This window comes from Salinifilum ghardaiensis, from assembly GCF_054491345.1.
In genome coordinates, this window is sequence record NZ_CM137101.1 from 1,061,766 (window position 1) to 1,086,964 (window position 25,199).

At 74.4% G+C, this 25,199-nt stretch carries 17 protein-coding genes and 1 tRNA gene; 15 read left to right on the forward strand and 3 right to left on the reverse strand.

From position 1 onward, the window contains the following. The first annotated feature begins 131 nt into the window (after positions 1-131). From ACVGV0_RS04800 to ACVGV0_RS04845, 10 genes are all read left to right on the forward strand, one after another. The gene (locus ACVGV0_RS04800; RefSeq protein WP_459158639.1) at positions 132-1,463 is read left to right on the forward strand and encodes a GNAT family N-acetyltransferase; all 1,332 of its coding nucleotides are present in this window, start codon (positions 132-134) and stop codon (positions 1,461-1,463) included. A 99-nt stretch (positions 1,464-1,562) separates the two neighbouring features. Then, entirely contained in the window at positions 1,563-8,792 is a 7,230-nt protein-coding gene (locus ACVGV0_RS04805) for an amino acid adenylation domain-containing protein (protein WP_459158640.1), read from the forward strand. Positions 8,793-8,895: 103 nt separating this feature from the next. Further along, positions 8,896-9,114, forward strand: a complete 219-nt coding sequence (locus ACVGV0_RS04810) for an MbtH family protein (RefSeq protein ID WP_459158641.1) — start codon at positions 8,896-8,898, stop codon at positions 9,112-9,114. Beyond that, entirely contained in the window at positions 9,114-10,610 is a 1,497-nt protein-coding gene (locus tag ACVGV0_RS04815; RefSeq protein WP_459158642.1) for a DHA2 family efflux MFS transporter permease subunit, read from the forward strand. Before ACVGV0_RS04810 ends, ACVGV0_RS04815 begins: the two co-directional genes overlap by 1 nt. A 62-nt stretch (positions 10,611-10,672) precedes the next feature. Continuing rightward, entirely contained in the window at positions 10,673-11,515 is an 843-nt protein-coding gene (locus ACVGV0_RS04820) for a siderophore-interacting protein (RefSeq protein ID WP_459158643.1), read from the forward strand. Positions 11,516-11,568: 53 nt separating this feature from the next. Next, on the forward strand, positions 11,569-12,903 hold the full coding sequence (locus ACVGV0_RS04825) for a lysine N(6)-hydroxylase/L-ornithine N(5)-oxygenase family protein (RefSeq protein ID WP_459158644.1): 1,335 nt from the start codon (positions 11,569-11,571) through the stop codon (positions 12,901-12,903). A 401-nt stretch (positions 12,904-13,304) separates the two neighbouring features. Further along, positions 13,305-13,703, forward strand: coding sequence for a DUF3817 domain-containing protein (locus ACVGV0_RS04830; protein WP_459158645.1), 399 nt, complete (start codon positions 13,305-13,307; stop codon positions 13,701-13,703). Beyond that, positions 13,700-14,653, forward strand: coding sequence for a heme o synthase (locus ACVGV0_RS04835; protein ID WP_459158646.1), 954 nt, complete (start codon positions 13,700-13,702; stop codon positions 14,651-14,653). Before ACVGV0_RS04830 ends, ACVGV0_RS04835 begins: the two co-directional genes overlap by 4 nt. A 319-nt stretch (positions 14,654-14,972) precedes the next feature. Further along, positions 14,973-17,378 (forward strand): GTPase-associated protein 1-related protein, encoded by a 2,406-nt coding sequence (locus tag ACVGV0_RS04840; protein WP_459158647.1) that lies wholly within the window; start codon positions 14,973-14,975, stop codon positions 17,376-17,378. Positions 17,379-17,748: 370 nt separating this feature from the next. Continuing rightward, complete coding sequence (locus ACVGV0_RS04845; RefSeq protein WP_459158648.1) at positions 17,749-18,336, forward strand: Rv1733c family protein; 588 nt, start codon at positions 17,749-17,751, stop codon at positions 18,334-18,336. A 23-nt stretch (positions 18,337-18,359) separates the two neighbouring features. Here ACVGV0_RS04845 and ACVGV0_RS04850 read toward each other — a convergent pair whose 3' ends face one another. Further along, entirely contained in the window at positions 18,360-19,265 is a 906-nt protein-coding gene (locus tag ACVGV0_RS04850) for a LysR family transcriptional regulator (protein WP_459158649.1), read from the reverse strand. A gap of 246 nt (positions 19,266-19,511) precedes the next feature. Between ACVGV0_RS04850 and ACVGV0_RS04855 the strand changes: the two genes are divergently transcribed. Both ACVGV0_RS04855 and ACVGV0_RS04860 read left to right on the forward strand, forming a co-directional pair. Further along, on the forward strand, positions 19,512-20,528 hold the full coding sequence (locus ACVGV0_RS04855; protein WP_459158650.1) for an NAD(P)H-dependent flavin oxidoreductase: 1,017 nt from the start codon (positions 19,512-19,514) through the stop codon (positions 20,526-20,528). After that, complete coding sequence (locus tag ACVGV0_RS04860) at positions 20,528-21,565, forward strand: nitronate monooxygenase (RefSeq protein ID WP_459158651.1); 1,038 nt, start codon at positions 20,528-20,530, stop codon at positions 21,563-21,565. The genes ACVGV0_RS04855 and ACVGV0_RS04860 overlap by 1 nt, the downstream gene beginning before the upstream one ends. A gap of 295 nt (positions 21,566-21,860) precedes the next feature. Here ACVGV0_RS04860 and ACVGV0_RS04865 read toward each other — a convergent pair whose 3' ends face one another. Then, on the reverse strand, positions 21,861-23,135 hold the full coding sequence (locus ACVGV0_RS04865) for a lipase family protein (protein ID WP_459158652.1): 1,275 nt from the start codon (positions 23,133-23,135) through the stop codon (positions 21,861-21,863). An 81-nt stretch (positions 23,136-23,216) separates the two neighbouring features. Here ACVGV0_RS04865 and ACVGV0_RS04870 point away from each other — a divergent pair, with 81 nt between their 5' ends. Continuing rightward, a complete protein-coding gene (locus tag ACVGV0_RS04870) occupies positions 23,217-23,867 on the forward strand; it encodes a TetR/AcrR family transcriptional regulator (protein WP_459158653.1) in 651 nt (216 codons plus the stop codon). Between the two features lie 303 nt (positions 23,868-24,170). Continuing rightward, positions 24,171-24,247: transfer RNA gene (locus ACVGV0_RS04875), tRNA-Arg, on the forward strand. Positions 24,248-24,524: 277 nt separating this feature from the next. Here the strand turns inward: ACVGV0_RS04875 and ACVGV0_RS04880 are convergent. Next, positions 24,525-24,788, reverse strand: coding sequence for a winged helix-turn-helix domain-containing protein (locus ACVGV0_RS04880; protein WP_459158654.1), 264 nt, complete (start codon positions 24,786-24,788; stop codon positions 24,525-24,527). A gap of 94 nt (positions 24,789-24,882) precedes the next feature. On the opposite strand from ACVGV0_RS04880, the gene ACVGV0_RS04885 reads away from it, so the two are divergent. Continuing rightward, the gene (locus ACVGV0_RS04885) at positions 24,883-25,191 is read left to right on the forward strand and encodes a hypothetical protein (protein ID WP_459158655.1); all 309 of its coding nucleotides are present in this window, start codon (positions 24,883-24,885) and stop codon (positions 25,189-25,191) included. The last annotated feature ends 8 nt before the right edge of the window (positions 25,192-25,199 follow it).

A 25,199-nucleotide genomic window follows, 5' to 3' on the forward strand; every position in this document is an offset into this window, starting at 1 on the left:
GGTAGTGATCGACTCCGGTTTCGTCCACTGTGTACGCACTGTGCATGATCGGGGCGGTTTCGCGGGGCCCGGGGCCGCGGAGTTAACAAATCGGGGGAGTTAGGTTAGCCTTCCTTCTCGAGGAGGTTGCTGTGATCAACGATGCGGAGCTCGCCGGCGCCGCGCACGAGCGGGCGGCGTCCCTGCTGCGGTGCTGGTTGGCGGAGACGCACACCCCGGTGGCGGAGGGGGCGCTGCGGCTCTCCGCCGGTCCCCTGCGCATCGGCACCGACGTCGTCCACTGCTCGCCGACGGGGCAGCACGGGTTCGGTCCGATCCACGTGCTGGACGAAGCGGAAGAACCGGTCGCCGCGGCCGAACCGGCGCTGCTGGCGACGGCCTGCTCGATCGAGGCCCGCCGCCGCGCCCTCGCCGACGCGCCGATCAACGCGCTCGGCGGGAGCCGGCTGCTGGAGGGCGTCGTGCGCGCGGCCGTGGCCGGGCCGCCGGATCTCGGCGCCGCCGCGCCCCCCTGGTCCGCGCAGGTGACCGATGCGCAGCAGGCGCGCTCCGCCCTGGCCGAGCACGTCGACCGGCGCGTGCTGCCGGCTGCGCGCGGCGCCGCGAACCCGGAGCGGGCGACGGTCGAGCTGCTCACGCGGGGGATCCTGCCCGCGATCGGGGACCTCGGGCGGCGCGGTGTGGCCGCCGAGCACGACCTGCTCGCCGAACTCGCCGGGCGCATCTCCGCCGCGGCCGGGGCGGAGACCGACGAGGCGACCGGTGCGCTGCTCCGCTCGTGGGCGCGGGAGGCGACCCTGGCCGATCTGGCCGTGCTCAACGGTTCGGGCCTCGGCGAGGACGGGGTGCTGGGGGTGCCGCACCGGGTGCCGAACCCGCTGCGCGCCCACGCGGAACCGCACCGCGACGTCGCCGCGGTCCCGGGGGTCGTGCTGCCCGAGCTGCCCGACTTCGCGCTCCGCCCGGTGCGCCTGGGCGCGGGCGACGGCGACCCGGACGTCACCGCTGTGCACCGGTGGATGAACACCGAGCACGTCGCGGTGAACTGGGAGCAGGCCTGGAGCTGGCAGGAGTGGCGCGCGGAGCTGTCCACCCAGCTGTCCGGGCGGCACTCCGTTCCGTGCCTCGTGGGTCGCGACGGGCGGGAGTTCGCCTACGTCGAGGTCTACCGCGTGGTGCGGGACCGGCTCGCCGCCTGCTACTCCTTCGACGACCACGACGTCGGGGTGCACATCGCCATCGGTGATCCCGCCAGCACCGGCCGCGGGATCGGCGCGGCGCTGCTGCGCCAGGTCGCCGAAGGCGTGCTGGCGGCGGATCCGCGGGTGCGCCGGGTCGTGGCCGAACCGGACGTGCGCAACGCGGCCTCGGTGGCGGCGTTCGGCAAGGCGGGCTACGTGCAGCTGCGCGAGGTGGGGCTGCCGACGAAGAACTCGGCGCTGATGGTGTTCGAGCGCGCCTGACCGATCGGTGCGGCGCAGGTGAGTCGCCCCACTCGATCTGTTCGCCCTTCTTCGCGATGAACTAAGGTAAGGCTAACTTCGTTCTGGGAGGGGGAGGTCATGCCGCGGGAGTCTGCCGACCGGTCCGCGCGGGAGCTCCGGGAAGCGCACATCGGCGAACAACCGGGACCGGACCGGGACCTCCCGGATGACGGGACCGCGTGCATGCCGCTGACCAGCGCGCAGGCCGGTGTGCTCGTCGCCGACCAGATCTCCGGGGACACCGGGCGGACGTGCGGTTCGCACTACAACACCGCCGAGCGGGTGGAGATCCGCGGGCCGATCGACCCCGAACGGTTCCGCGCGGCCTGGCGGCGGGTCGTCGCCGAGACCGACAGCCTGCGCATCCGGGTGCGCACCGAGGGCGATGTCCCGCGGCAGAACGTCGACCCCGCCGGTACAGCCGAGCTCGCGGTCGTCGACCTCGCCGCCGCGGACGAGCCGGAGTCCCGCGCCGCGGAGTGGATCCGGGCGGACCTGCGCACGCCGGTCGACCTCACCGGCCGCGCCGGCGCCGGCCGGCCCGTCAACGGGCTGACCACGGGGGCGCTGCTGCGCCTGGGCACCGAGCGCTGGTGGTGGTACCAGCGCATCCACCACGTGGCCGTCGACGGGTACGGATTCTCCCTGCTGCTGCGCCGCACCGCCGAGATCTACACCGCGCTGTCCGAGCAGCGCGACCCCGGCGCGTCCCCCTTCCGCCCGCTGTCCACCCTGGTCGGGGCGGAGCGGGAGTACCGGGCCTTCGAGCGGTTCGGCACCGATGCCGCGCACTGGGCGCGGCGGTGCGCGGACTGGCCCGAGATCGCCTCCCTCGGCGAGGGGCCGAGCTCCGCGGCCGCCGAGTTCCGGCGCCAGACCGACCGGATTCCCGCGGACCTGCGCGCGCAACTGTCCACCGTGGCCGAATCGGCCGGAACCCTCTGGCCCGACGCGTTCCAGGCGGCCTTCGCCGCCTACGTCCGCGCGCTAACCGGAAACCCCGAGGTGGTGCTCGGCGCGCCGGTGACGGCGCGGCTCGGTTCGGGAGCCGCGCGCGTGCCCGCCCCGGCGGTCAACGTGCTGCCGCTGCGGTTGGCGCTCGACGGCGCGGACACCCGCGACGAGCTGGTGCGCCGCGTCGCCGCCGAGGGCGGCCGGCTGCGCCGGCACCAGCGCTACCGCGCCGAGGACCTGCGCCGCGACCTCGGGCTGCTCAGCGGACAGCGCCGGCTGTTCGGCCCGCAGGTGAACATCAAGCCGTTCGACTGCGAGCTGAGCTTCGCCGGCAGCCCCGCCGAGGTGCACAACGTCGTCGCCGGACCCGTCGACGACCTCACCGTTGCGCTGTTCACCCAGGACGGGCGCGTGGAGTTCGACGCGGACCCCGCGCGCTACTCCGAGGAGGAGCTCACCGGGCACCGGCAGCGCTTCCTGCGCTTCCTGCGCACCTTCGCCGCCGCGGACGGTTCGGCGCGGCTGCGGGAGCTGCCGCTGCTCGACGGGGCGGAGCGGCGGCGGGCGCTCGGGCTCGACGCGGCACCGGTGCAGCGCACCGCAGCGGAAGCGGCGCCGGAGGGGCGCACCCTGCCGGAGCTGTTCGAGCAGCAGGTGCAGCTCACCCCCGAGGCCGTCGCCGTGCGCGACGGAGCGGACAGCATCACCTACGGCGAGCTGAACGCGCGCGCCAACCGCCTCGCCCAGTACCTCATCGACCGCGGGGTGGGGCCGGACCAGCTGGTCGCGCTGACGTTCCAGCGCTCGGCGGAACTCGTCGTGGCGGTGCTGGGCACGTTGAAGTCCGGTGCCGCCTACCTCCCGCTGGACCCGGAGCAGCCGCGGCGCCGCCGCGAGCACGTCCTCGCCGACGCGCGTCCGGCGCTGGTGCTCACCGACACCGCTTCGGTGGAGCGGACCGGCGCCGCGGAGTCCGATGAGGACGCAGCCGGCGGGCCGGTCCGCGTCGTCCTCGACGGCCCGCAGGCGCGGCGCGCGCTCGCGCAGCTGCCGGAGCGCGACCCCCGTCCCGGTGCGCGGGGCCGCCTGCGGCCGGAGCACAGCGCCTACGTCATCCACACCTCCGGTTCGACCGGCGAGCCCAAGGGCGTGGTCGTGCCGCACGCCACCGTGGTCCGGTTGTTCACCGCCACCGCGCCCCGGTTCCACTTCGGAGCCGACGACGTGTGGACGCTGTTCCACTCGTACGCGTTCGACTTCTCCGTCTGGGAGCTGTGGGGCGCGCTGCTGCACGGGGGGCGGATCGTCGTCGTCGACCGCGACACGGCGCGCTCGGCGGTGGAGTTCCACCGGCTGCTGCAGCGGGAACGGGTCACCGTGCTCAACCAGACCCCGTCGGCGTTCCACGAGCTCGACCGGGCCGACGCCGAACTCGCCGCCGCGGGCGAAGCGGGCGAACTCGCCCTGCGGTGGGTGGTCTTCGGCGGTGAGGCGCTGGAACCGGCGCGGCTCGGCGACTGGTTCTCCCGGCACCCGCGCGGGCCGGGGCTGGTGAACATGTACGGCATCACCGAGACCACGGTGCACGTCACCCACCACCCGCTCGACGCCGAGCGGGCGTCCACCGAGCGGGGAAGCGCCATCGGCCGCCCGATCCCCGACCTGCGGGCGTACGTGCTCGACGAGTGGCTGCGCCCCGTGCCGCCCGGGGTGACCGGTGAGCTCTACGTCGCCGGTGCCGGCCTGGCGCTCGGCTACCTGGGCAAGCGCGCGCTGACGGCGGAGCGGTTCGTCGCCGACCCGTTCGGACCTCCGGGCAGCAGGATGTACCGCACCGGCGACCTGGCCCGCTGGCGCACCGGGGCCTTCGACGAGCTCGAGTACCGCGGCCGGGCCGACGAGCAGATCAAGGTGCGCGGGTTCCGCATCGAACCGGGCGAGGTCGAGGCGCGCCTGCTCGAGCACCCCGCGGTGCGCGACGCCGCGGTGGTCGTGACCACCGACGGCGCCGGCGAGCGACGCCTCGTCGGCTACGCGGCCGGCACCGCCGACCCCGATGAGCTGCGCGAGCACCTGCTCGCGCGCGTGCCCGAGCACATGGTGCCCGCCGTGGTCGCACCGGTGGAGCGGATCCCGGTCACCGCCAACGGCAAGCGCGACGTGCGCGCGCTGCCGCAGCCGCAGTTCGGCGCGGCCGGGCGGGGGCGCGCCCCGCGGGACGAGCGGGAACGCGCGCTGTGCGAGCTGTTCGCCGAGGTGCTGGGTGTGCCCGAGGTGCACATCGACGCCGACTTCTTCGAGCTCGGCGGCCATTCGCTGCTGGCCACGCGGCTGCTCTCGCTGATGCGGGCGCGGCTGGGCCGCGACGTGCCCGTGCGCGCCCTGTTCGACAACCCCACGGTGGCCGGTCTGGCTGCGCTGACCGATGTGGACACCCGCGCCGCGGGCGTGCGGCGCGTGCAGCGCCCCGCGCGCGTTCCCCTGTCCTACGCCCAGCAGCGCTTGTGGTTCCTCAACCGGTTGTGGGGACCGGACCCGACGTACAACATGCCGCTGACGCTGCGCCTGGACGGCGACCTCGACGAGGACGCCCTGCGCCGTGCCGTCGCGGACGTGGCCGTCCGGCACGAGAGCTTGCGGACCGCGTTCCCGGAGACCGAGGGGGAACCGGAGCAGCGGGTCCTCGACGAGGTGCCCGAGCTGCGCGTGGTCGACACCGACGAGCAGCACCTGCGCGCGGAGCTCGCCAAGCACGCCCGCACCGGCTTCGACCTCGCCCGCGAGCTGCCGCTGCGCGCGGTGTTGCTGCGCACCGGCCCGCAGGCGCACGTGCTGTTGCTGCTGCTGCACCACATCGCCGTGGACGAGTGGTCGCTGCGGCCGCTGCTGGCGGACTTGGCCACCGCCTACCGCGCGCGGTGGGCCGGGCGGCCCCCGCGGTGGGCGGAGTTGCCGGTGCAGTACATCGACCACGCGTTGTGCCAGCGCGCCGCGGTCGAGGAGGCCGAGTCCACCGAGGACGGTTCCCGCGCGTTCTGGATGCGCGAGCTCGACGGCGTTCCCGAGGAGCTCGACCTGCCGGCGGACCGGCCGCGTCCGGCCGAGCCGAGCCGGCGGGGCGGGACAGTGCGGTTCACCGTGGACGATGAGCTGCGGGCGCGGATCGGCGAACTCGCCGCGGCGCACCGGGCCAGTCCGCTGATGGTGCTGCAGGCCGGTTTCGCCGCGCTGCTCACCCGGCTCGGTGCGGGCGCGGACGTCCCGCTGGGCACGCCGGTGGCCGGGCGGGACGACACCGCGCTCGACGACCTCGTCGGGTTCTTCGTGAACACCCTCGTGGTGCGGGTGGACACCGCCGGCGATCCCACGTTCGCCGAGCTCGTCGAACGCACCCGCGACCGGGCGCTGGCGGCCTACGAGCACGCGGACATGCCGTTCGAGCGGCTCGCGGAGCTGCTGCGTCCGCACCGCTCGCCAGCGCGCAACCCGCTGTTCCAGGTCATGCTCACCTACTGGGGCGAGCCGGAGCGCGAACCGCCGCAGCTGCCCGGGCTGCGCGTGCGGCTGGACGACCTGTCCGAAGTGGACCTCGGGACGGCCAAGTTCGACCTCGCGGTCAACCTCACCGACAACGCCGCGGGCGGCGCGGACGGGATCGTCCAGTTCAGCCGCGACCTGTTCGACGAGCCCACCGTGCAGCGGCTCGCGGACCGGTTCTGCGGGCTGCTGCGGGCGGCCGCGGCCGATCCTGCGACGCCGCTGCGGCGGCTGGAGCTGCTCTCGGCGGACGAGCGGGAGCAGTTGTCCACCTGGGGCAGCGCCGAGGGCGAGGTGCGCGAGTCCGACCGCGGCACGTTCCCGGAGCTGTTCGCCGCGCAGGCCGCCCGCACCCCGGAGGCGACCGCGCTCGTCTTCGGCGAGGAGGAGCTGACCTACCGCGAGCTGCACGAGCGGGTCGACGGCCTCGCCCGCGCGCTCGCCGAGCGGGGCGTGGGCCGCGGCGACGTCGTGGGCGTGCTGCTGCCGCGGTCGCCGGAGCTGTTCATCGGCCTGCTCGCGGCCATGTCCACGGGGGCCGCGTACCTGGCGCTGGACCCGGAGTACCCGGACGAGCGCCTGCGCACGATGGTCGGCGACGCCCGGCCGCGGTGCGTGATCAGCACGCCCGAGGCGTCCGATGCGGACTTCGACCTGCCGGTGGTGGCTCCGCACGCGCGACCGCGGGGGGAGGTCGAGCCGCGGGCGCCGCGACTGGACGACCCGGCCTACCTGATCTACACCTCAGGGTCGACGGGCAAGCCGAAGGGCGTGCTCGTGCCGCACCGGGGGATCGGGAAGCTGCTGGCCACGCAGCGCGAGCGCATCGGCGTCACCGCCGCCAGCAGGGTGCTGCAGTTCGCCTCCCCGAGCTTCGACGTGGCGTTCTGGGAAATCTGCATGGGCCTGCTGAGCGGGGCGGCGCTCGTCGTCGTGCCGAGCGAGCTGCGCGTGCCGGCCGAACCGCTGGCCGCCTACGCCCGCCGACACGCGGTCACCCACCTGGCGCTGGGGCCGTCGGTGCTGAGCACGTTCGACGCCGAGGCCGAGCTCCCGGAGGGGGCGACACTGCTGTGCGGTGCGGAGAAGGTGCCGCCGGAGGTGGTGCGCCGCTTCGGGCGGGGCCGCCGCATGTTCAACTGCTACGGCCCGACCGAGGCCACGGTGAACGCCACGCTGTGGGAGTGCACCGCCGAGGAGCTGGGCAGCTCGGTGCCGATCGGTTCGCCCGACCCGGGAGTGCGGCTGTACGTGCTGGACGCGGCGCTGCGGCCGGTGCCGCCCGGGGTCGAGGGCGAGCTGCACATCGCCGGGACCGGGCTGGCGCACGGCTACCTGGGGCGGCCGGGGCGCACGGCGGAGCGGTTCGTCGCCGACCCCTGCGGCCCGCCCGGTTCGCGCATGTACCGCACCGGCGACGTGGTGCGGTGGCGCCGCGACGGCGTGCTCGAGTTCGTCGAGCGGGTCGACGAGCAGGTCAAGATCCGCGGGTTCCGCATCGAGCTCGGCGAGATCGAGGCCGCCCTCGGCGAGCACCCGGCCGTGGCCGGCACGGCGGTCGCGGTGCGCACCGACGAGTCGGGCGACCGGCGGCCCGCGGGGTACGTGGTGCCGCGGACCGGGGCCGCCGGGGAGGTCACGCCCGCCCAGCTGCGGCGGCACGTGGCCGAGCGGCTGCCGGGCCACATGGTGCCGAGCGTGGTGCTGCTCGAGACGCTGCCGCTGCTGCCGAGCGGCAAGCTCGACCGCGCCGCGCTGCCCGCACCGGACCGCGACGACGAGCCCGCGGAGATCACCACGCCGCGCACTCCCGCGGAGGAGGCGCTGTGCCGCCTGTTCGCGCGGGCGCTCGGGGTGACCCGCGTGGGGGTGCACGACGACTTCTTCGACCTCGGCGGGCACTCGCTGCTGGCGGCGAAGCTGATGGGACTGGTGCGCGACGAGCTGGGCGTGCGGATCAACGTCGGCACGCTGTTCTCCGCGCCCACGGTGGCCGAGCTGGCCGACCGGCTGCACGGCGACACCGGGCGGGACGCGTTGGAGGTCCTGCTGCCGCTGCGCACCCGCGGCGAGCGCAACCCGCTGTTCTGCGTGCACCCGGCGGCCGGGCTGTCCTGGCCGTTCTCCGGGCTGCTCAAGCACATCGACCCCGAACGCCCGGTGTACGGGCTGCAGGCGCGCGGGCTGGCCGAACCGCGGCCGGTGCCGGAGACGCTGGCCGAGATGGCCGAGGAGTACCTGCAGCACGTGCGCGCGGTGCAGCCGCACGGGCCGTACCAGCTGCTCGGGTGGTCCTTCGGCGGCGTCGTGGCGCACGAGATGAGCACGCGGCTGCAGGCGCAGGGGGAGGAGGTCGACCTGCTGTGCATGCTCGACGCCTACCCGAAGGACGTCTGGGACGAGCTGCCCGGCGAGGTCGACGCGCTCGAGGCGCTGCTGCACATGGCCGGGCACGACACCTCCGGCATGGCGGAGGCGGAGTTCACCCGGGAAGCGGTGGCCGGGATCCTCTCCGCGGACGGCAGCGCGCTGGCGAACCTGGCCGAGCACACGATCGACGCGATCATCGACAACTTCGTCACCTGCGCGGTGCTGGAGAACACTTCCGAGCACGACCCGTTCGACGGCGACGTGCTGTTCTTCACGGCCGCGGAGAACCAGGCCAAACCCTCGCTGACGCCGCGGATGTGGGAGCCGTACGTGCGCGGGCGGGTGCAGAACCACGACATCGCCTGCGAGCACAAGGACATGACCGAACCCGGGCCGATCGCCGAGATCGCCCGGGTGGTGGACCGGCGCCTGGCCGACGCGCCGTGACCGCTCCGGCGGGCACCGGTGCAGCGAGCAACGGCCCGGCGGGGAGCGGCCCGGTGGGAAGCGGCGCAGCGGGAACCAGCCCCCGCGAGAGGAGGAGACAACGGTGACGAACCCGTTCGAGGATCCGCAGGCGGAGTACTGCGCGCTGCTCAACGAGCAGGACCAGTACTCGTTGTGGCCGGCCGCCCTGGAGGTGCCGGCCGGGTGGTCGGTCGCGTTCGGCCCCGCCGGGCGGGAGGCGTGCCTGGAGCACATCGAGGCGCAGTGGACGGACATCCGCCCGGCGCGGTCGGTGGCCGACGATCCCTCGCGGGGCCGCTGATGGCGGCATCGCCGGCCGGGGGAGGGGGGCGGCGCGTCGATCCGCGGACAGCGGTGTGCGTCGTCTACGTCGTGGCCATGTTCACCAGCGGCATGGACGCGACGATCGTCAACGTCGCGCTGCCCGCGATCGCCGAGGAGCACGCGGTCCCGGAGCACGCCACCGCGCCGGTGAACGTGGCCTACCTGGTCAGCCTCGCCATGTGCGTCCCGGCCTCGGGGTGGCTCGGCGACCGGTTCGGCACCAAGCGGGTGTTCCTCGGCGCGTTCGGCGTGTTCGTGGCCGCGTCGCTGTGGTGCGGGTTGGCCGGCGGACTGGGCGAGCTGACCGCGGCGCGCCTCGCGCAGGGCGCGGGGGCGGGCGTGGTCAGCCCGGTCGCGCTGACGATGCTGTTCCGGGCCTACCCGCCCGAGCAGCGGGTCGGGCTCTCGCGGCTGCTCGTGCTGCCGACCGCGGTGGCGCCGGCGCTGGGGCCGCTGCTCGGCGGCTTCTTCGTGGACCACCTCGACTGGCGGTGGGGCTTCTTCGTGAACCTGCCGGTCGGGTTGCTGGGGTTGGCCTTCGGCGCGCGGTACCTGGTCGAGCACGTGGAGTCGGCGGGGCGCCGGTTCGACGTGACCGGTTTCGCGCTGGCGGTCCCGGGCGTGGGCGCGGTGATCTACGCGTTGGAGGCGCTGCCGCGGACCGGCGCGTCCTCCCCGGTGCCGTGGTTGGCCGGCGGGGCCGGCGCGGTGCTGCTGGCGGTGCTGGTGCGCGGCCAGGTGCGGCGCGCCGCGCCGCTGCTGGACGTGCGGCTGTTCCGCGACCGGTCGTTCCGGCTGGCGAGCCTGGTGCTGGTGACGTGCGTGGCCGGGTTCCTGGGCACGTTGTACGGGTTCACGCTGCTGTACCAGTCGGAGCTGGGGGCTTCGGCCTGGGAGACCGGCCTGGTGACCACGCCGAAGGCGCTCGGGTTGGTGCTGGCCTCGCAGGTGCTCGCCTGGGCCGATCGCGCGCTCGGTCCGCGCGTGCTGGTCAGCGCGTCGATGGCCGGGGCGGCGGTGTCGTTCGCGGCGATGTCGACCGTGGGCGCGGCCGGGCTCTGGTACGCGGCGCTGGTGCAGTTCGCCTCGGGGTTCTTCGTGGGGCTGGCGAGCACGGAGCTGCAGGTGGTGGCGTTCGCGACGATCTCCGGTGCCGCCACGGGCTCGGCGTCGACGCTGTTCACCGTGCAGCGGCAGATCGGCTCGGCCGTGGGGGTGGCCCTCACGGCGGGCGTGCTCGCGGTGGCGGGGGTCGGTTCCGCCGGCGCGCCGGCGCACCCCGCGGCCTACCACGCGGCGATGGGCGTCTCCGCCGTCTGCGCCCTGGCCGGGGCCGCGCTGGCGCTGCGGTTCCGGACCGGGCGCTCCGGGCGGGGCGGCAGCCCCGGACGTCGTTCGGCGGACAGCGCGGGTGAACCGGACGAAGGAGATCCGGATCACTCCGCCCAGGACAGGACGAAGGTGTGTGGTTAGCCTTGCCTAAGTACGGTGATCTCGCCCTGAACAGGGCGATCTCGCGGGGAGGAGACCAGCCGATGAGCACCGCGGACGTCCGCCGCCCGCGCCGGGCGCAGCACCCCCGTCCGCCGGCCCGCGCGCTCGAGGTGCTGCGCGCGGCGCAGATCAGCCCCGGGATGCGTCGCGTGACCCTCGGCGGCGAGGAGCTGGCCGGGTTCCAGGAGGGCCGCAGCGGCCCGAACGTCAAGGTCTTCGTCCCCCGCGAGGATCAGCAGCGGCCGGTGCTGCCGCGGATCGACAGCGGGACCGGGCGCTACGTCTGGCCCGACCCCGCGCAGCGGCCGACCATGCGCACCTACACCGTGCGCCGCTACGACGCCGAGCGCGCCGAGCTCGACATCGACTTCGTGCTGCACGGCGACGACGGCGTCGCCGCCACCTGGGCGCGCGACGCGCGGCCGGGGGACGCGCTCGGCGTGATGGGCCCCGGCGGCAAGACCTGCCGCCCCGCCGGCTGGTACCTGCTGGCCGGGGACGAGACCGCGCTGCCGGCGATCTCCGCCCTCGTCGAATCCCTGCCGGAGACGGCCCGGGGGCAGGTGTTCGTCGAGATCGCCGGCGAGGCCGAGCAGCAGCCCGTCGAGCGTCCGCCCGGCGTCACCTGGACGTGGCTGCACCGCGACGGCACCGCCCCCGGGTGCAGCCGCGCGCTGCCCGGCGCGGTGCGCGCCGCGGACATCCCCGCCGACGTCGACGTCTCCGCCTGGGTGGCCGGCGAGTCCGGGCTCGTCCGCGACGTGCGCCGGCACCTGCGCGGTGACCGCGGCCTCGACGCCGGCTCCGTGCTGGCGATCGGCTACTGGAAGCGCGGCATGCCCGAGCCGGAGTACCACGACAAGCACAACCACGACCGCGATTGACGGGGGGACGCGTGTCCACCGCAGCGCACCCGACGGGGAAGGCGACGGATCCGATGGGCGGAGGGGACGGCGAACACCCCGGCGAAGGCGACTACGACGTGCTCGGTGTCGGCTTCGGCCCGTCCAACCTGGCCCTGGCCATCGCGATCGAGGAACACAACCGGTCGACCGCGCGAGCGCCGCTGTCCGGCCTCTTCCTGGAGCGGCAGGAGGACTTCGGCTGGCACCGGGGCATGCTCATCGACGGCACCACGCTGCAGGTCTCCTTCCTCAAGGACCTGGTGACGCCGCGCGACCCGGCCAGCGACTTCTCCTTCCTGTGCTACCTGCGCGAGCGGGGGCGGTTGGCCGACTTCATCAACCACAAGACGCTGTTCCCCACCCGAGTCGAGTACCACGACTACCTCGAGTGGGCGGCGAGCAGGATGGCCCACCGGGTGCGCTACGGCAGCGAGGTCGTCTCGGTCGCGCCCGTCCGCGACGGGCAGCGCATCACCCGGTTCGCGGTCACCACCCGCAGCGCCGACGGCTACCGCACCTACCGGGCCCGCAACCTCGTCCTCGGTCTCGGCCTGGAGGCGGCGATGCCGCGGGGAGTGGTCGAGAGCGGGCGCGTCTGGCACAACCTCGACCTGCTGCAGCGGGTGGAGCAGCTGGGCGAGCCCTCGCCGCGCCGGTTCACCGTCGTCGGTGCGGGGCAGAGCGCCGCCGAAGCGGTGGAGTACCTGCACCGCGCGTTCCCCGGCGCCGAGGTCTGCGCGGTGTTCCGCCGCTACGGCTACAGCCCCTCCGACGACAGCCCCTTCGCCAACCGCATCTTCGACCCGCAGGCCGTGCAGGACTTCTACGCGGCACCGGAGGGGGTCAAGGGCATGCTGGCCGGCTACCACGCCAACACGAACTACTCCGTGGTCGACCTGGGGCTGATCGAGGAGCTCTACCGCCGCCACTACCAGGAGAAGGTCACCGGCGAGCACCGGCTGCGCGTCCACCACGCCAGCGAGCTCCGCGGAGTGGAGGAGCACGCCGGTGGCGTGCGCGCGGAGGTCGAGTTCCTGCCGACCGGAGAGCGGCAGGTGCTGGACAGCGACGTCCTCGTCTGCGCGACCGGCTGCAGCCCGCGGGACCCCTTCGCCCTGCTCGGCGAGGTCGGCCCGCACTGCCTGCGCGACGAGCTGGGGCGGCCGTCTGTGGGGCGGGACTACCGCCTGCGCACCACCGACGACCTCGAGGCCGGGATCTACCTGCAGGGCGGCACCGAGCACGCGCACGGCATCACCTCCTCGTTGCTGTCCAACGGGGCGGTGCGCGCCGGTGAGATCCGCGACGCGCTGCTGTCCTCCCGGGCGGTGACCGGGCGCGCCCGTGCCCGTGCGGGTGCCCGCTGAGCCGCGCCGACCACGAGCGCGCCGAGACCTCCGGCGAGGAGGCGCAGCCGCGCGCCCCCGCGCCGCGCGCGGCGTGATCGGGTGGGACCTCCGCGCGGTGGCCCCGGTCCCCGCCGGGCAGCGCCCGGGGCCTGCCCGGCCCCCGGAGACCGCCTGGCCCCCGGGGCAGCGCCCGCGCCGCGGGGAGGCGCCGGGTCGGCACCGCCGCCGGTGAGCAACCCCGCCGAGGGTGTGCGGGGCCACTCCGCGGTCAGGTCGGTCACGCCGGCGATCGGCGCGTGCCGTACGGTCTGTCGACACGGGTGTTCCCTCCGCGGACCCGCGGCGGCGGCGAGTTCCGTCCCCGCGAGGGGCCGGCGGCGGGGCACCGTGTCGCGCGACGCGGGATGTGAGGGGTAGTCGTGAAGCCGATAGCCGTGCAGCCCGGGCTGTTGACCTTCTACCGGATCATGGCCTACGTCACCGCAGTGCTGCTGATCGCGCTGTGCGTGGCCATGGTGTTCAAGTACGGCTGGGACCAGGGCACGGCCACCCAGGTGGCCGGCGACACCTGGGTCGGGCGGATCGGTTTCCTGCACGGCTGGCTGTACTTCGTCTACCTGCTCGTGGCCTTCGTGCTCACCACGCGGCTGCGCATCCCGCTCGGGCGGATGCTGCTGGTCCTGCTGGCCGGCACCATCCCGTTCGGAGCGTTCTTCGCGGAGCGCAGGGTGACGCACTGGTCCCGCGCGCGTGCCGCCGGCGAACCGATCACCCCGCAGGAGCAGTCACGGGCCGCGGAGGAAGATCGGACGTCATGACCACCTCGGCGCACGCACACGACGGCAACGCACGCTCCGGGGGCGAACCGCCCGAGCGCGGGCCCGGCGTTCGCGGCGTGCTCGGTGCCTACCTGGCCCTGACCAAGCCGCGCGTGATCGAACTGCTGCTGGTGACCACCATCCCGGCGATGTTCCTCGCCGAGCGCGGCGTCCCGAACCTCTGGCTGGTGCTGGTCACCTTCCTCGGCGGGGCCATGTCCGCGGGCAGCGCGAACGCGCTGAACTGCGTGGCCGACTCGGACATCGACCAGGTCATGGACCGCACGAAGAAGCGCCCGCTGGCCACCTACACGGTGCCGCGGCGGCACGCGCTCGTGTTCGGCCTGGTCCTCGGCGCCGCCTCCTTCGCCGTGCTGTGGGCCGGGGCGAACCTGCTCGCCGCGGTGCTGGCCACGGCTGCGCTGCTGTTCTACGTCTTCATCTACACGCTGGTGCTCAAGCGGCGCACCACGCAGAACATCGTCTGGGGCGGGGCCGCCGGGTGCATGCCCGTCGTGGTCGGCTGGGCAGCGGTGACCGGCCGGGTCGAGTGGCCCGCGCTGGTCATGTTCGGCGTGGTGTTCCTGTGGACCCCGCCGCACTTCTGGTCGCTGGCGATGAAGTACCGGGAGGACTACGCGCGGGCGGGCGTGCCGATGCTGCCGGTGGTGAAGACGCCCGGCCAGGTCTCGGCCCGCATCCTCGCCTACAGCTACGCCACCGTGGCGTGCACGCTGCTGCTCGTGCCGGTGACCAGCTGGATCTACCTCGCCCTGGCCGTGGCCTCCGGGGTGGTGTTCCTCGTCGTGGCCCAGCACCTGCACGGCGCGGTGCGCCGCGGGGTCGCGGCCAACCCGATGCGCCTGTTCCACCTGTCGAACTCGTACCTCGCGCTGCTGTTCGTGGGCATCGCGGTGGACTCCGCGATCGGCCTGCCCGCGCTCTCCTGATCCCCCGGACCGGTGGGGTCGCCGGACCGGCGGGGTCGCCGGACCGGCGGGGTCGCCGGCCGGGGTGGTCCCGGCCCGGGGAGGTGGGCCGCCGGTCGGTCGGTTGCTCGGGGTCGCCCCGGGGGAGTTCGCCTGATCGAGGGTCGGTGCCCGACACGCGCATGATCGAAGGCACGTCACGTTCCGCTGTTTCGCGGTGTCCTACGGTGCTGAGCAACCGGATCATGTGGACTTGATCCGGAGCAGCCGGACCACGTGGACACGACGGGCGAACCGGTCACCAGCGGGGTGCGCCGGGCGGAACGGAGCGAGACGGGACATGAGCGCGCGGGAGTTCCAGGCAGTGCACTGCATCGAGACCCCGGTGTGGGACGAGAACCGGGGCGGTCTGCTGTTCCACGCGACCTCCCCGAACACCGACCCGCACACGCGCACCCTCGTCGAGCGGTGCGTCGCCGCCGAACCCGATCCGGACGGCCCGGCGCGGCAGCAGCCCTCGCTGCTGCACGCCTGCGACACCGCCTACGTCACCGCCCGCTGCGTCAGCCGCGACGGCGACGGGGAGGAGCCCGGGCGGTTCACCCACGCGCTCGTGGCCGACGATCCCGCCACCTACGGCACCGCCCGCCCCGCGCAGCTGTGGGACGCGGGTTGCTGGGCCGACACCCCCGCGGACGGCGGTGAGTGCCCGGCGGTCGGCGCCGCCGAGGCCGGCCCCCTGGACGCGCAGACCGTGCGCGACTGGGTGCTCGCGCAACCGGAGGGCGAGTCCTGGCTGCTGGCCCTGCTGTCCGCGCTGGAGGAGCTCGACGGGGCGAGCCCCGCGCGAGTGGTGTTCGTCGCCTCGGACACCGCCGCCGTGGTCCGCTGGCTGGCCGCGGCCACCCTGCTGCTGCCCCGCGAACGCGCGCTGCGCGTGGGTTTCCGGGTGTTCGGCCCCGACCCGCGCGACCGCCGCTACCCGGTGGTCGCCGTGACGCCGGACAACGCGGGCGAGTTCGCCGACCCCTCGGGGGTGTCCGAGGCGGTGGTGTTCAACGCGGCGGAGGGCACCCGCAGCCGCGTCACCCCCACCTCGGCCGCGGCGTTCTGGGTGCGGCGGTTCCTCGGGGGCGACCCGTTCGGAGTGGTCGACGCGGTCGAACGCGCGCACGAGTTCGGGCGGCAGCGGCGGCAGCGCCACCCGGAGGCCGCCGACCGGTACGCCGCAGCCGTGCTCACCTTCGACGAACCCGTGACGGCCGATGAGACCGAGGCGCTCGCCGACTGGCTGCGCACCGCTGCCTACGTGCTCGACGCGGAAACCTGGACCCCGGTGCTCGACGCCCTGCTGGCCGCGGACCCCGACCGCGGCGTGCTGCACCGGCTCGTCGACGTGGACCTGGGCGCCCGCACCGGGCGGCTGTGGCTGGCGGTGCTGCGGGCCGAGCTGACCGCGGCGCGCGACTCGGCCGAGGGCGTCGGGGACGCGGTGCCGCTGCCGGCGGAGCTGGGCTGGTCCGAGCGGGACGCCGAGCAGGCCACCGAACTGGTCGAGCGGATCGTCAACAGCACGTCCCCGGAACGCGTGGACGCGGTGCTGCGCACCGCCACCCGGTTCGGCCTGACGCCGCGCCTGGAGCGCACCGGGCAGGCCATGGAGCAGTTCGCGCGCTGGTGGGCCGAACGGCCCCGGCTCGGCTTCGACGCGCAGCGCTGGAGCTGCGGCGAGCAGCTGGTGGAACTGCTGCGGCAGGAGCTCGCCCGCCGGGTGGGGCGCGACTCGGCCGAGCCGGCCGGGGCCGCCGAGCGCGACGGGGCGGTCGAGGCGGTGCGCAACCACTGGTGGCCGCTGCTGCTGCCGCTGGTGCGCGATCCCGCCTCCGAGCTCGACGCCCTCGTGCTGCGCACGGCCGTGGCCCGCGGTGAGGAGTCCCGCAGGGAGGCGATCGACCGCTGCCGCGATCTGCTCGCGAAGTCCGAGGCGGACGTCGACGCGGAAGCGGCGTGGCGGGCGCTGTTCGACGAGGTGCGGCCGAGCGTCGAGGAGACGGCCGAGCTGCTGGCGGTGGTGCCGTCCTCGGCGGTGGAGGAGTCGCTGGCGCAGCGCGTGTTCGGCGTGCTCGACGGGGCGACCATGTCGCCGGGGCTGCTGGACGTGCTGCGGCTGGTGGTGCACCACGCCGGCCCCGACCACGAACAGCTGCGCCAGTTGTGGGAGGAGGACGGACGGCTGCGGCACTGGCTCGGTGCGCTGCAGCGCACCGGCGAACTGCCCGCCTCCGGGGCGGACGCGCCGCAGTCGGTGTCCGAAGCGGTCCTGACGGCCCGGGCCGACGAGCTCGCCTCCTCCGTGCTCGACGTGTCGCTGCGGGTGGCGCTGCAGATCGCCGTCGGCAGCGGGGAGACGTTCGCGCAGCTGCTGGCCGAACGCCTGCCCGGGGTGTGGCAGGACAGCGGCGTCCCCGAGCAGCGACGGGACCGGGCGATCGCGCTGGCCTTCGCGATGGCCTGGTCCGACAGCGCACCCGACGGCGTGCGGCGCGCGGTGGACGCGCGCCTGGAGCAGTGGGCGAGCGAGCACCGGCAGGGCGACTACATCCGCATCCACCGCCTGCTGCGCGGTGTGGACAGCGACGCCGCGGGGGCGTGGCAGGACTGGCTGCGCGAGCTGTCGCGCAGGCCCCGCAGCCAGCGCGCACCGCGACCGCGCGAGTGGTTCCGCCGCCTCCTCAGCCGCCGCTGACTCCCGGTCGCCGGCTGATCCCCGGTCGCCGGGTGATCCCCGGAGGCCGGGGCCGGCGGGAGCTCCCGGTCGGCGGGTCGGAGGAACCCGCCTTCGCTGTGACGCAGCGCACTCCGTGCTACCAAGAACTCCGGTGCGGTCGCACTCGGCCGCCGTGCTCGGCACGGACCCCGCGGGAGCGAGCTGGTGGGAACGGCCCCGGTGGGAACGGCACGCGGGAACGGCGCGGACCCGAGCGGTCGGCTTTCCACCCCGGTTGGCTTTCCGCTGGCAGGCTGGTGGCACGGGCCGCAGGCGGGTGCGCCGCGGGGCGGTGTGGCCGCCGGTCGCACGCCCGCTCTTCGGTGCGCGTTCGGCGAAAGGGGTGAGCATGGCTGCCGCGTGGCGCGAGGAGCTGGCATGGCTGCGCAACGCCCTGCGTTCCGACAACCCCCTGTGCCGGCGCGTGGACCGGGTCGTCGCCTGGCTCACGGCGCTGTTCGCGACCGCGGCGCTGCTGGCCGCTCCCGCGGTCGCGGTGGCCGCTGCGGAGGTGCACCGGGACCTGGAACGGCAGGCGGCCGCGACGGTGCGCACCGCGCAGCCGGTGCAGGCCGTGCTCACCTCGCAACCGCGGATGCAGTCCCCCGCGGGCAACGGCTACTACCAGCAGTCGGCGAAAGCCACGGTGCGGTGGCACACCGGGGCGAGCACGAGTACGAGCACCGTGGACGTGCCGCTGGACCTCTCCCGCGGCGACACCGTGCGCGTGTGGGTGGACCGCTCCGGTGACCGGGTGACACCGCCGATGTCACCCCCCACGCGAGGGGTCGTCGCGGCGCTCACCGGCGTGCTGCTGTGGGTGCTCGCGGTGCTGGTCTGCTGGTTCTCCGCGCGGATGTGCCAGGTGGTGGGACGCAGGCACGCGGCCCGGTTCTGGGACCACGAGTGGCACCGCTGGCAGTGCGGCGGGGCGTGAGCCGCGCGGGCGGGGCGAACGCGTCACGCGGGGAACGCCTGCGCGCGTTCGCCGCCCGCGGGGGCGGCGTGCTGCTGCGCGAGTTCCGCGAAGCGGCGCAGCGCCGGGCCGGCGGTGGTGTCCCGGCGGCGCACGAACGCGGTGTCGGTGCGGGCGTGCTCGGGAGGGAGGGCGTGGGTGCGCACGCGCCCGCGGCGCACGTGCTCGTCGACGACGGCTTCCGGCAGCAGCGTGCAGCCCATGCCCGCGCGCACGCAGCCCAGGATCCCCTCGAGCGTGCCGAACTCGAGCACCTGCGGGGCGGGTGCGTCGTGGCGGGGCGGCAGATCTTCCAGCCGGCGGCGGTAGGAGCAGCCGCGCCGGAAGACCAGCAGTTTCGGAGCGGCCCCGCGCAGCGCGGCGTCGATGCTGGGCACGGTCGGCGCGGTGACGAGCACGAGCTGCTCGGTGAACACCTCCGCCGCCTCCAGGTCGGCGTGCTGCACCGGTCCGCTGACGAACGCGCCGTCGAGGCGGTGCGCGAGCACGTCGGCGATCAGCCCGTCGGTGGCCCCGGTGATCAGCGACAGCTCGACGCGCGGGCAGTCCGCGCTGAAGGCGCTGATCACGCCGGGCAGGCGCAGTCCGGCGGTGGTCTCCAGGGCGCCGATCCGCAGCGGGCCGCTGGGGTCGTCCTGGTCGGCCAAGGTGCGGCGGGCCTCCTCGGCGAGCTCGCTGATGCGCTCGGCGTAGCCGAGCAGCTGCTGCCCGGAACCGGTGAGCACGACACCGCGCGCGTGGCGGTGGAACAGGTCGGCGCCGAGCTCCTTCTCCAGCGCGGCGATGCGGCTGCTGATGTTCGACTGGACCGTGTGCAGTTCGCGCGCGGCGGCGGTGATGCCGCCGGTGCGCGCGGCGGCCCGGAAGATCCGCAGGTCGTACAGCTCCACGGCGCACCTCCGGTGCCAGCGCGTCCGCGGCGCGGACGCGCGGAGGGCTTGCGGGTCGCGCCCCACACTACGCAGCCGCGATCGGTGCGGGCGATCGCTCGTGGTGCTCGCCATGCCGCGGGCGGTGAGCGTTCTGCTGCGGAGATGGCTCCCATCCCGAGGAATCGTTGGTGGTGCTGCAGGCACCGCGGCTACCGTCCACGGCGGTGCGCGCCGTCCCGTCCGCGATCCCGAACGGAGGAACCCGTGCCGCTCACGAGCAGCTTCACCGGGATGTTCGGCCTGGAGCACCCGCTCGCGCTGGCGCCGATGGACGTCGTGGCGGGCGGGCATCTCGCCGGTGAGGTCTCCCGCGCCGGCGGCCTCGGCCTCATCGGCGGTGGCTACGGGGAGGAGCAGTGGTTGCGCCGCGAGTTCGCCCGAGCGGAAGGGGCGCGCGTGGGCTGCGGTTTCATCACCTGGAGCCTGGCCGAGCGGCCCGCCCTGCTCGACGTGGCCCTGGAGCACGAACCGGTGGCCGTCATGCTGTCCTTCGGCGACCCCGCCCCGTTCGTGGACCGGATCCGCGACGCGGGCGCCCGCGTGCTGTGCCAGGTGCACACGCTCGCCCAGGCGCGGGAAGCGCTGGCAGCCGGCGCGGACGTCGTCGTGGCGCAGGGTTCCGAGGCCGGCGGGCACGGCAGGGCGGAGCGCACCGCGTTCACCCTCGTCCCGGAGGTGGCCGACCTGATCGCCGAGGAGGCTCCGGGCACACCGCTGCTCGCGGCCGGAGGCGTGGTCGACGGCCGCGCGGTGGCGGCCGCCCTGGTGCTCGGTGCCGACGGCGTCCTCGTCGGCACCCGCCTGCTCGCCACCGACGAAGCGCTCCTCCCGGCAGGAGCGCAGCGCCGCGTGCTCGGCAGCAGCGGTGATGACACCGTGCGCACCGGTGTGTACGACGTCGTGCGGCGGCTGTCCTGGCCGCGGGAGTACACCAGCCGCGTGCTGCGCAACGGCTTCGTCGAGCGGTGGCACGGCCGGGAGGACGAGCTCGCGGCCGATCTGCCGCGCGTGGTGGAGCAGTACCGCGCGGCCGTCGACGGGGACGATCCCGACGAGGTCGGGATCATCGCCGGCGAGGCGATCGGCCGGGTCGACCGCGTGCGCCCGGCCGCCGAGGTGGTGCGCGCGCTGGGCGAACAGGCCGTTCGGCGGCTCGGCGCGTCGTGGCGGCGCGAGCGGGGCGACGCGGTTGCGGAACGAGACGAGGGAAGGGCGAAGTGATGGGCAGCGCGGATTCGCAGCTGGTGCCGAGCCGTCTCCCCCTGGTGGCGGCGCCGATGGCGGGCGGGGCGAGCACTCCCGCGCTCGTGTCGGCCGTCTCCGCGGCGGGCGGGTTCGGTTTCCTCGCCGGCGGTTACAAGACGGCGGCGGCGTTGAAGTCCGACATGGACGGTGTGCGGCGAGCGGGGTTCCCGTTCGGCGTGAACTTGTTCGTGCCCGAGCGGGAACCCGTCGACGAGGCGGAGTTCCGCCGTTACGCGCGGGAGATCGCCGAGGAGGGGCGGGATTACGGCCTCGACCTCGCGGGTGCGCCCGTGGTGCACGACGACGACCGGTGGCAGGAGAAGGTGGATCTGCTGCTGCGCGAACCGGTTTCCGCCGTCGGGTTCACCTTCGGCCTGCCGGGTGCGGACGTGGTCGCGGCGCTGCGCCGCGCGGGTTCGCACGTGCTGGTCACGGTCACCGACCTCGAGGAGGCCGCGGCGGCGCGGGAACTCGGCGTCGACGGCATCGTCGTGCAGGGACCGCAGGCGGGCGGGCACTCCGCGGTGCACTCCGCCGCGCGGGAACCTTCCGAGGTGCCGCTGGAGCGGCTCGTCGCCGACGTCGGTTCCGGCACCGGCCTGCCCGTGCTCGCCGCCGGAGGTGTCGCGGGGCCGGAGGACGTGCGGCGGCTGCTCGACGCGGGTGCGGAGGCGGTCGTGGTGGGCACGTTGCTGCTGCGCACGGAGGAGAGCGGGGCCGGCGGGGCGCACCGCGACGCGCTGGTCGACCCGTCGTTCACCGGGACGGTGGTGACCAGGGCTTTCACCGGTCGTCCCGCGCGGGCGCTGCGCAACGGGTTCGTCGACCGCCACGGCGCCACCGCGCCGGTCGGTTACCCGGCGGTCCACCACCTCACCCGTGAACTGCGCGGCGCGGCGGCGAAGGCGCACGACGCGGACCGCGTGCACCTGTGGGCGGGCACCGGCCACCGGCACGCGCCGACCGGGCCGGCGGCGTCGGTGGTCGCCGCGCTGGCGGAGGGATGCCCGTGAACCGACGGGGAGCGCGCCGGCGACGAGCGGTGGGTCCGCGTGACGACGCCGGGGATGCCACGCGTCCTGGGCCGTTGGCGGGTCGCTGGAGCCGGGGGAGCCTCGCGGGACGCGCGACGAGCAGGTGCCGCCGCTCCGCGGGTGCGGCGGAAGCGGCCCCGGAGGGGCCCGCGGCGCCGTGGGGCTCCGGGGCTGCGTTCAAGTCTCCCCGGACCGTCCTCGTCCCTCGGGATTGCGGGGCAGCTGGGGGTTCCCCGCCAGCTGCCCCGTCCACCCGGCCTCGACGTCCGAGCAGCTAGTTCGACTCCTCCTGCGCGTGCCGCTCCACCGCGTCCGCCGTGGACTCGCCGAGGAGATCGGCGCAGTTGCTCGGCGCTTCCCGCCCGGCGAAGCGCTGCTCGAGGAAGTGCAGGGCTTCCGGGATTCCCAGCACGGCGGGGGCGACGTGGGTCGGTGCGGCGTAGCTGGAGAACTGCACCTGGGCGCCCTGCCGGCACCACTTCCGCGCCATCTCGCGCCCCTGCTGGTACGGCACGATGTCGTCGGCGATGCTGTGCACGCTGAGCACCGGAACTTCCGGTGCGCGGTCGCCGATGGTCTGCTCGTCCACGATGGACCGGAACGGTTCCTCGTCGAGGTGGTCGAGTACTGAGCGGCCGTCCGCGGTGAGGTCCTCGGAGCGCGTGAACGCGTAGTGCGGGATGTCGGTGACGCAGTCCTCGCGGATCTGCTGCGCCATCTCCTTCCCGCGCTCGTTGAGGATGTCCGGGATCCCCGCCTCCGGGTAGGCCGAGTCGGCGCCGACGAGGGCGAACCCAAGCAGTCCGGCCGAGACGTTGCCGTCGAGCGCTGCGGCCACCTGCCGCAGGTCGGCCGGGACCGCCCCGGCGTAGGAGCCGCGGAGGTCGAGTTCGGGCGCGTAGTTCGGTTGCAGTTCGGCGGCCGCGGCCGATCCACCGCCTCCCTGCGAGTAGCCGTACGTCGCCACCGGTCCGGAGTCCGGCAGGTCGGCCGCGGGCAGCCGCTGCGCGGCGCGCGCCGCGTCGAGCACCGCGTGGCCCATGGATTCGCGGGTGACGTAGGTGTGCACGCCGGGGGTGCCGAGCCCCTCGTAGTCGGTGACGACGACGCCGTAGCCCTGGTTCAGCAGGGCCTCGAGCATGACGCCTTCGTACTCCTCGCCGCTGGCGAGGCGCTTCGACGGGGCGCACTGGTCGCCGATGCCCTGGGTGCCCGGGGCGAAGGCGATGAGCGGGCGCTGACCGGGCCCGTCCCAGGAGCGCTGCGGGGTGAGCACGGTGCCGGTGACGGCGGTGGGCTCGCCGCGGGCGTCGGTGCTGCGGTACATGATCCGCTCGACGTCGGCGGGGGCTTCGACGCCGCGCAGCGGGTCGAGGTGGAAGCTGCTCGGTTCGTGCCTGATCACGTCGCCGTTCTCGCCGGCGGGCAGCGGTCGGGGCGGGTCGTAGAAGGAGGGTGCGGCGGTGCTGCTCGCCGTGGTGAGGGCGAGGCCGAGCGCCGTGGCCGCGGTGAGGGTCGCGAGTCGGGATAATCGGCGGAGCAGTGACATCGCCTCTCCTTCGAGGTCGAGACCGGGCCGGAGGGGAATATCCGACAAGATTGTCGAAAATGATGCTGTGAGGTGCGTTACGTGTCAACGGGCAGGGCCGGGTCCGGTCGGGGCCGTCCGCGCAAGATCCCGGTCGAGCGCCAGCGGGAGCTCGTCGTCGACGCCGCCGTGCGCGCGTTCGCGCGCAGCGGCGAGTCGGCCACCATCGAGGAGGTCGCCCGCACGGCGGGGCTCACCCGGCAGTCGGTGTACGAGCTGTTCGGCGGGCGCGCGGAGCTGTTCGACGCAGCGGCGCAGCGCGCGTTGGACCGCGCGGTCGCGGCGCTGTCCGCGGAGGTGCTCGAACCCGAGGACGAGGAGCTCGAGCTCGTGGCGCGGCGCAGCTACGCGCGGATGTTCGAGTTCGTCGAGCGGCAACCCGAGGTCTACGACGTGCTGCACGTGGCGGAGCAGACCGGCAGGCCCGGCCTGACGGAGCTGTGCAGCCGGCTCGCGCCCGTCTACGCCGCGGCGAGCCGGCGCCGCTGGGAGGCCGAGGGCGTCAGCTCGGGCGGCGCCGACGACGCACTCGTGGCCCTGTACTTCGCGATGACCGAGTCCATGGTGCGCCTGTCCCGCACCGACGGCGGTCCCGACCGCGAGGCGCTGCTCGAGCTGCTGACCGAGTTCACCGTCGGCGGGGTCACCCGCCTGCTGCGCCAGTCGCCGCACGTGATCGACCGGCTGCGCTGAGCACCCGCTCGCTGGCTCTTCCGGGGGGGCGTTCAGTGCCGGGCGGTTCCGCGCGCCGCCGGTGCGCGTATCGTGACCCGGCGTGCACCGGATGTGCGCCGATCCCTCTCCTCCCCAGCGCAGCTGGGCTGTTTCCGGCGGAGTGGACGGCGGTGCCACCCGATTCCGCGCGGTCGGGTGCCGGGTTCGTTGTCGCCGAACGGGCTGCTGTTCGATACCGAGTCGGCAACAGCCCGGCATCGTCGTCACGAGATCAAACACGGAGCGCTACCCTGCTATCTGCGGTTGACGGGAAACCGTTCGGCCCCCATAGCTCAGCAGGACAGAGCGAAGGACTTCTAATCCTTAGGTCGCTGGTTCGAGTCCAGCTGGGGGCACCACATTTCGCGGGTGCCGCCGGGTCGGGTTGCGCCCGGAGGTGCGGCCCCTCGAGGAATCCGCAGGTCATCGGCCTTGTTGTGGCGGCAGCGCTGCCCCGGTGCGCTGGGGAGCGGCAACCGCGCGGTGTTTTCGCAGCAGATCCACGCCCGATCGCGCGCTGCGATTCGGGGCGGGAATGCGCGGAAGAACGCGGAAAACGGAAAGCGGACTTCCGATCAGCGGTTCTGCGTGGTCTCGGCGATGTGGGTGCCGCGTCCGCGTGGAAGAGCCCCTGCCTCAGCTGTCGGTCGATGACTTGCTGACGAAGGTTCCCTTCGCGTGCAGCGTCACGACGAGGCCGCGTTCGCGCAGCTCCACGAGCGCGCGCCGGGCGGTTCCGAGTGCGATGCGGTAGTCCTGCGCCAACTCGCGCTCCCCGGGAAGCCGTTGCCCGGACACGAGTTCGCCGACCTCGATGCGGGCTGCGATGTGGTCGGCGACCTTCGCGTACACGTAGTCGGGTTCGCCTGCGTCCGGATCGAATTCGGGTACGCCGTTCATGACCATCACCGTATGGAGGTAGTGAGCGCCCCAAAAGTGTGGATCGCGGTGTGGAGCTCTTTACCGCTCTATACCGCGTCATATGCTGAAGAGCATGTCCTCACCCGGTGCATGGGCGGTAGCTGTCGAAGACGTGGTGTACACGGTCGCGGGGCCGGTGGCAGAGGTGGTGAACTGCTGGACGCGTGCGGGATGGCGCGAGCACTGCTCTTCCACGGCACCGAGCGTCTCGCGCGAGGCGTTCCCGTTCCGCACGGTGACGGCGGGTCGCTTCGCCACGCTGGACGATTTCGAGCAGTGGTGCCGGCGCTGGCACCGCACGCAGCCTCGCGGCCGGCTCGTGCTCCCGGACAAGCGGGTGCACGGCGGTGCAGCCCCGGCCGCGAGCGGTGGGGGCAGGTGAGCCGCGGT

Bases quoted from the DNA above. Each gene is read 5' to 3' on its own strand.
- ACVGV0_RS04885 (WP_459158655.1), top strand. From the start codon at position 24,883: ATGTCCTCACCCGGTGCATGGGCGGTAGCTGTCGAAGACGTGGTGTAC.
- ACVGV0_RS04845 (WP_459158648.1), top strand. From the start codon at position 17,749: ATGGCTGCCGCGTGGCGCGAGGAGCTGGCATGGCTGCGCAACGCCCTG.
- ACVGV0_RS04860 (WP_459158651.1), top strand. From the start codon at position 20,528: ATGGGCAGCGCGGATTCGCAGCTGGTGCCGAGCCGTCTCCCCCTGGTG.
- ACVGV0_RS04840 (WP_459158647.1), top strand. From the start codon at position 14,973: ATGAGCGCGCGGGAGTTCCAGGCAGTGCACTGCATCGAGACCCCGGTG.
- ACVGV0_RS04815 (WP_459158642.1), top strand. From the start codon at position 9,114: ATGGCGGCATCGCCGGCCGGGGGAGGGGGGCGGCGCGTCGATCCGCGG.
- ACVGV0_RS04820 (WP_459158643.1), top strand. From the start codon at position 10,673: ATGAGCACCGCGGACGTCCGCCGCCCGCGCCGGGCGCAGCACCCCCGT.
- ACVGV0_RS04880 (WP_459158654.1), bottom strand. From the start codon at position 24,788: ATGAACGGCGTACCCGAATTCGATCCGGACGCAGGCGAACCCGACTAC.
- ACVGV0_RS04835 (WP_459158646.1), top strand. From the start codon at position 13,700: ATGACCACCTCGGCGCACGCACACGACGGCAACGCACGCTCCGGGGGC.
- ACVGV0_RS04805 (WP_459158640.1), top strand. From the start codon at position 1,563: ATGCCGCGGGAGTCTGCCGACCGGTCCGCGCGGGAGCTCCGGGAAGCG.
- ACVGV0_RS04865 (WP_459158652.1), bottom strand. From the start codon at position 23,135: ATGTCACTGCTCCGCCGATTATCCCGACTCGCGACCCTCACCGCGGCC.
- ACVGV0_RS04825 (WP_459158644.1), top strand. From the start codon at position 11,569: ATGGGCGGAGGGGACGGCGAACACCCCGGCGAAGGCGACTACGACGTG.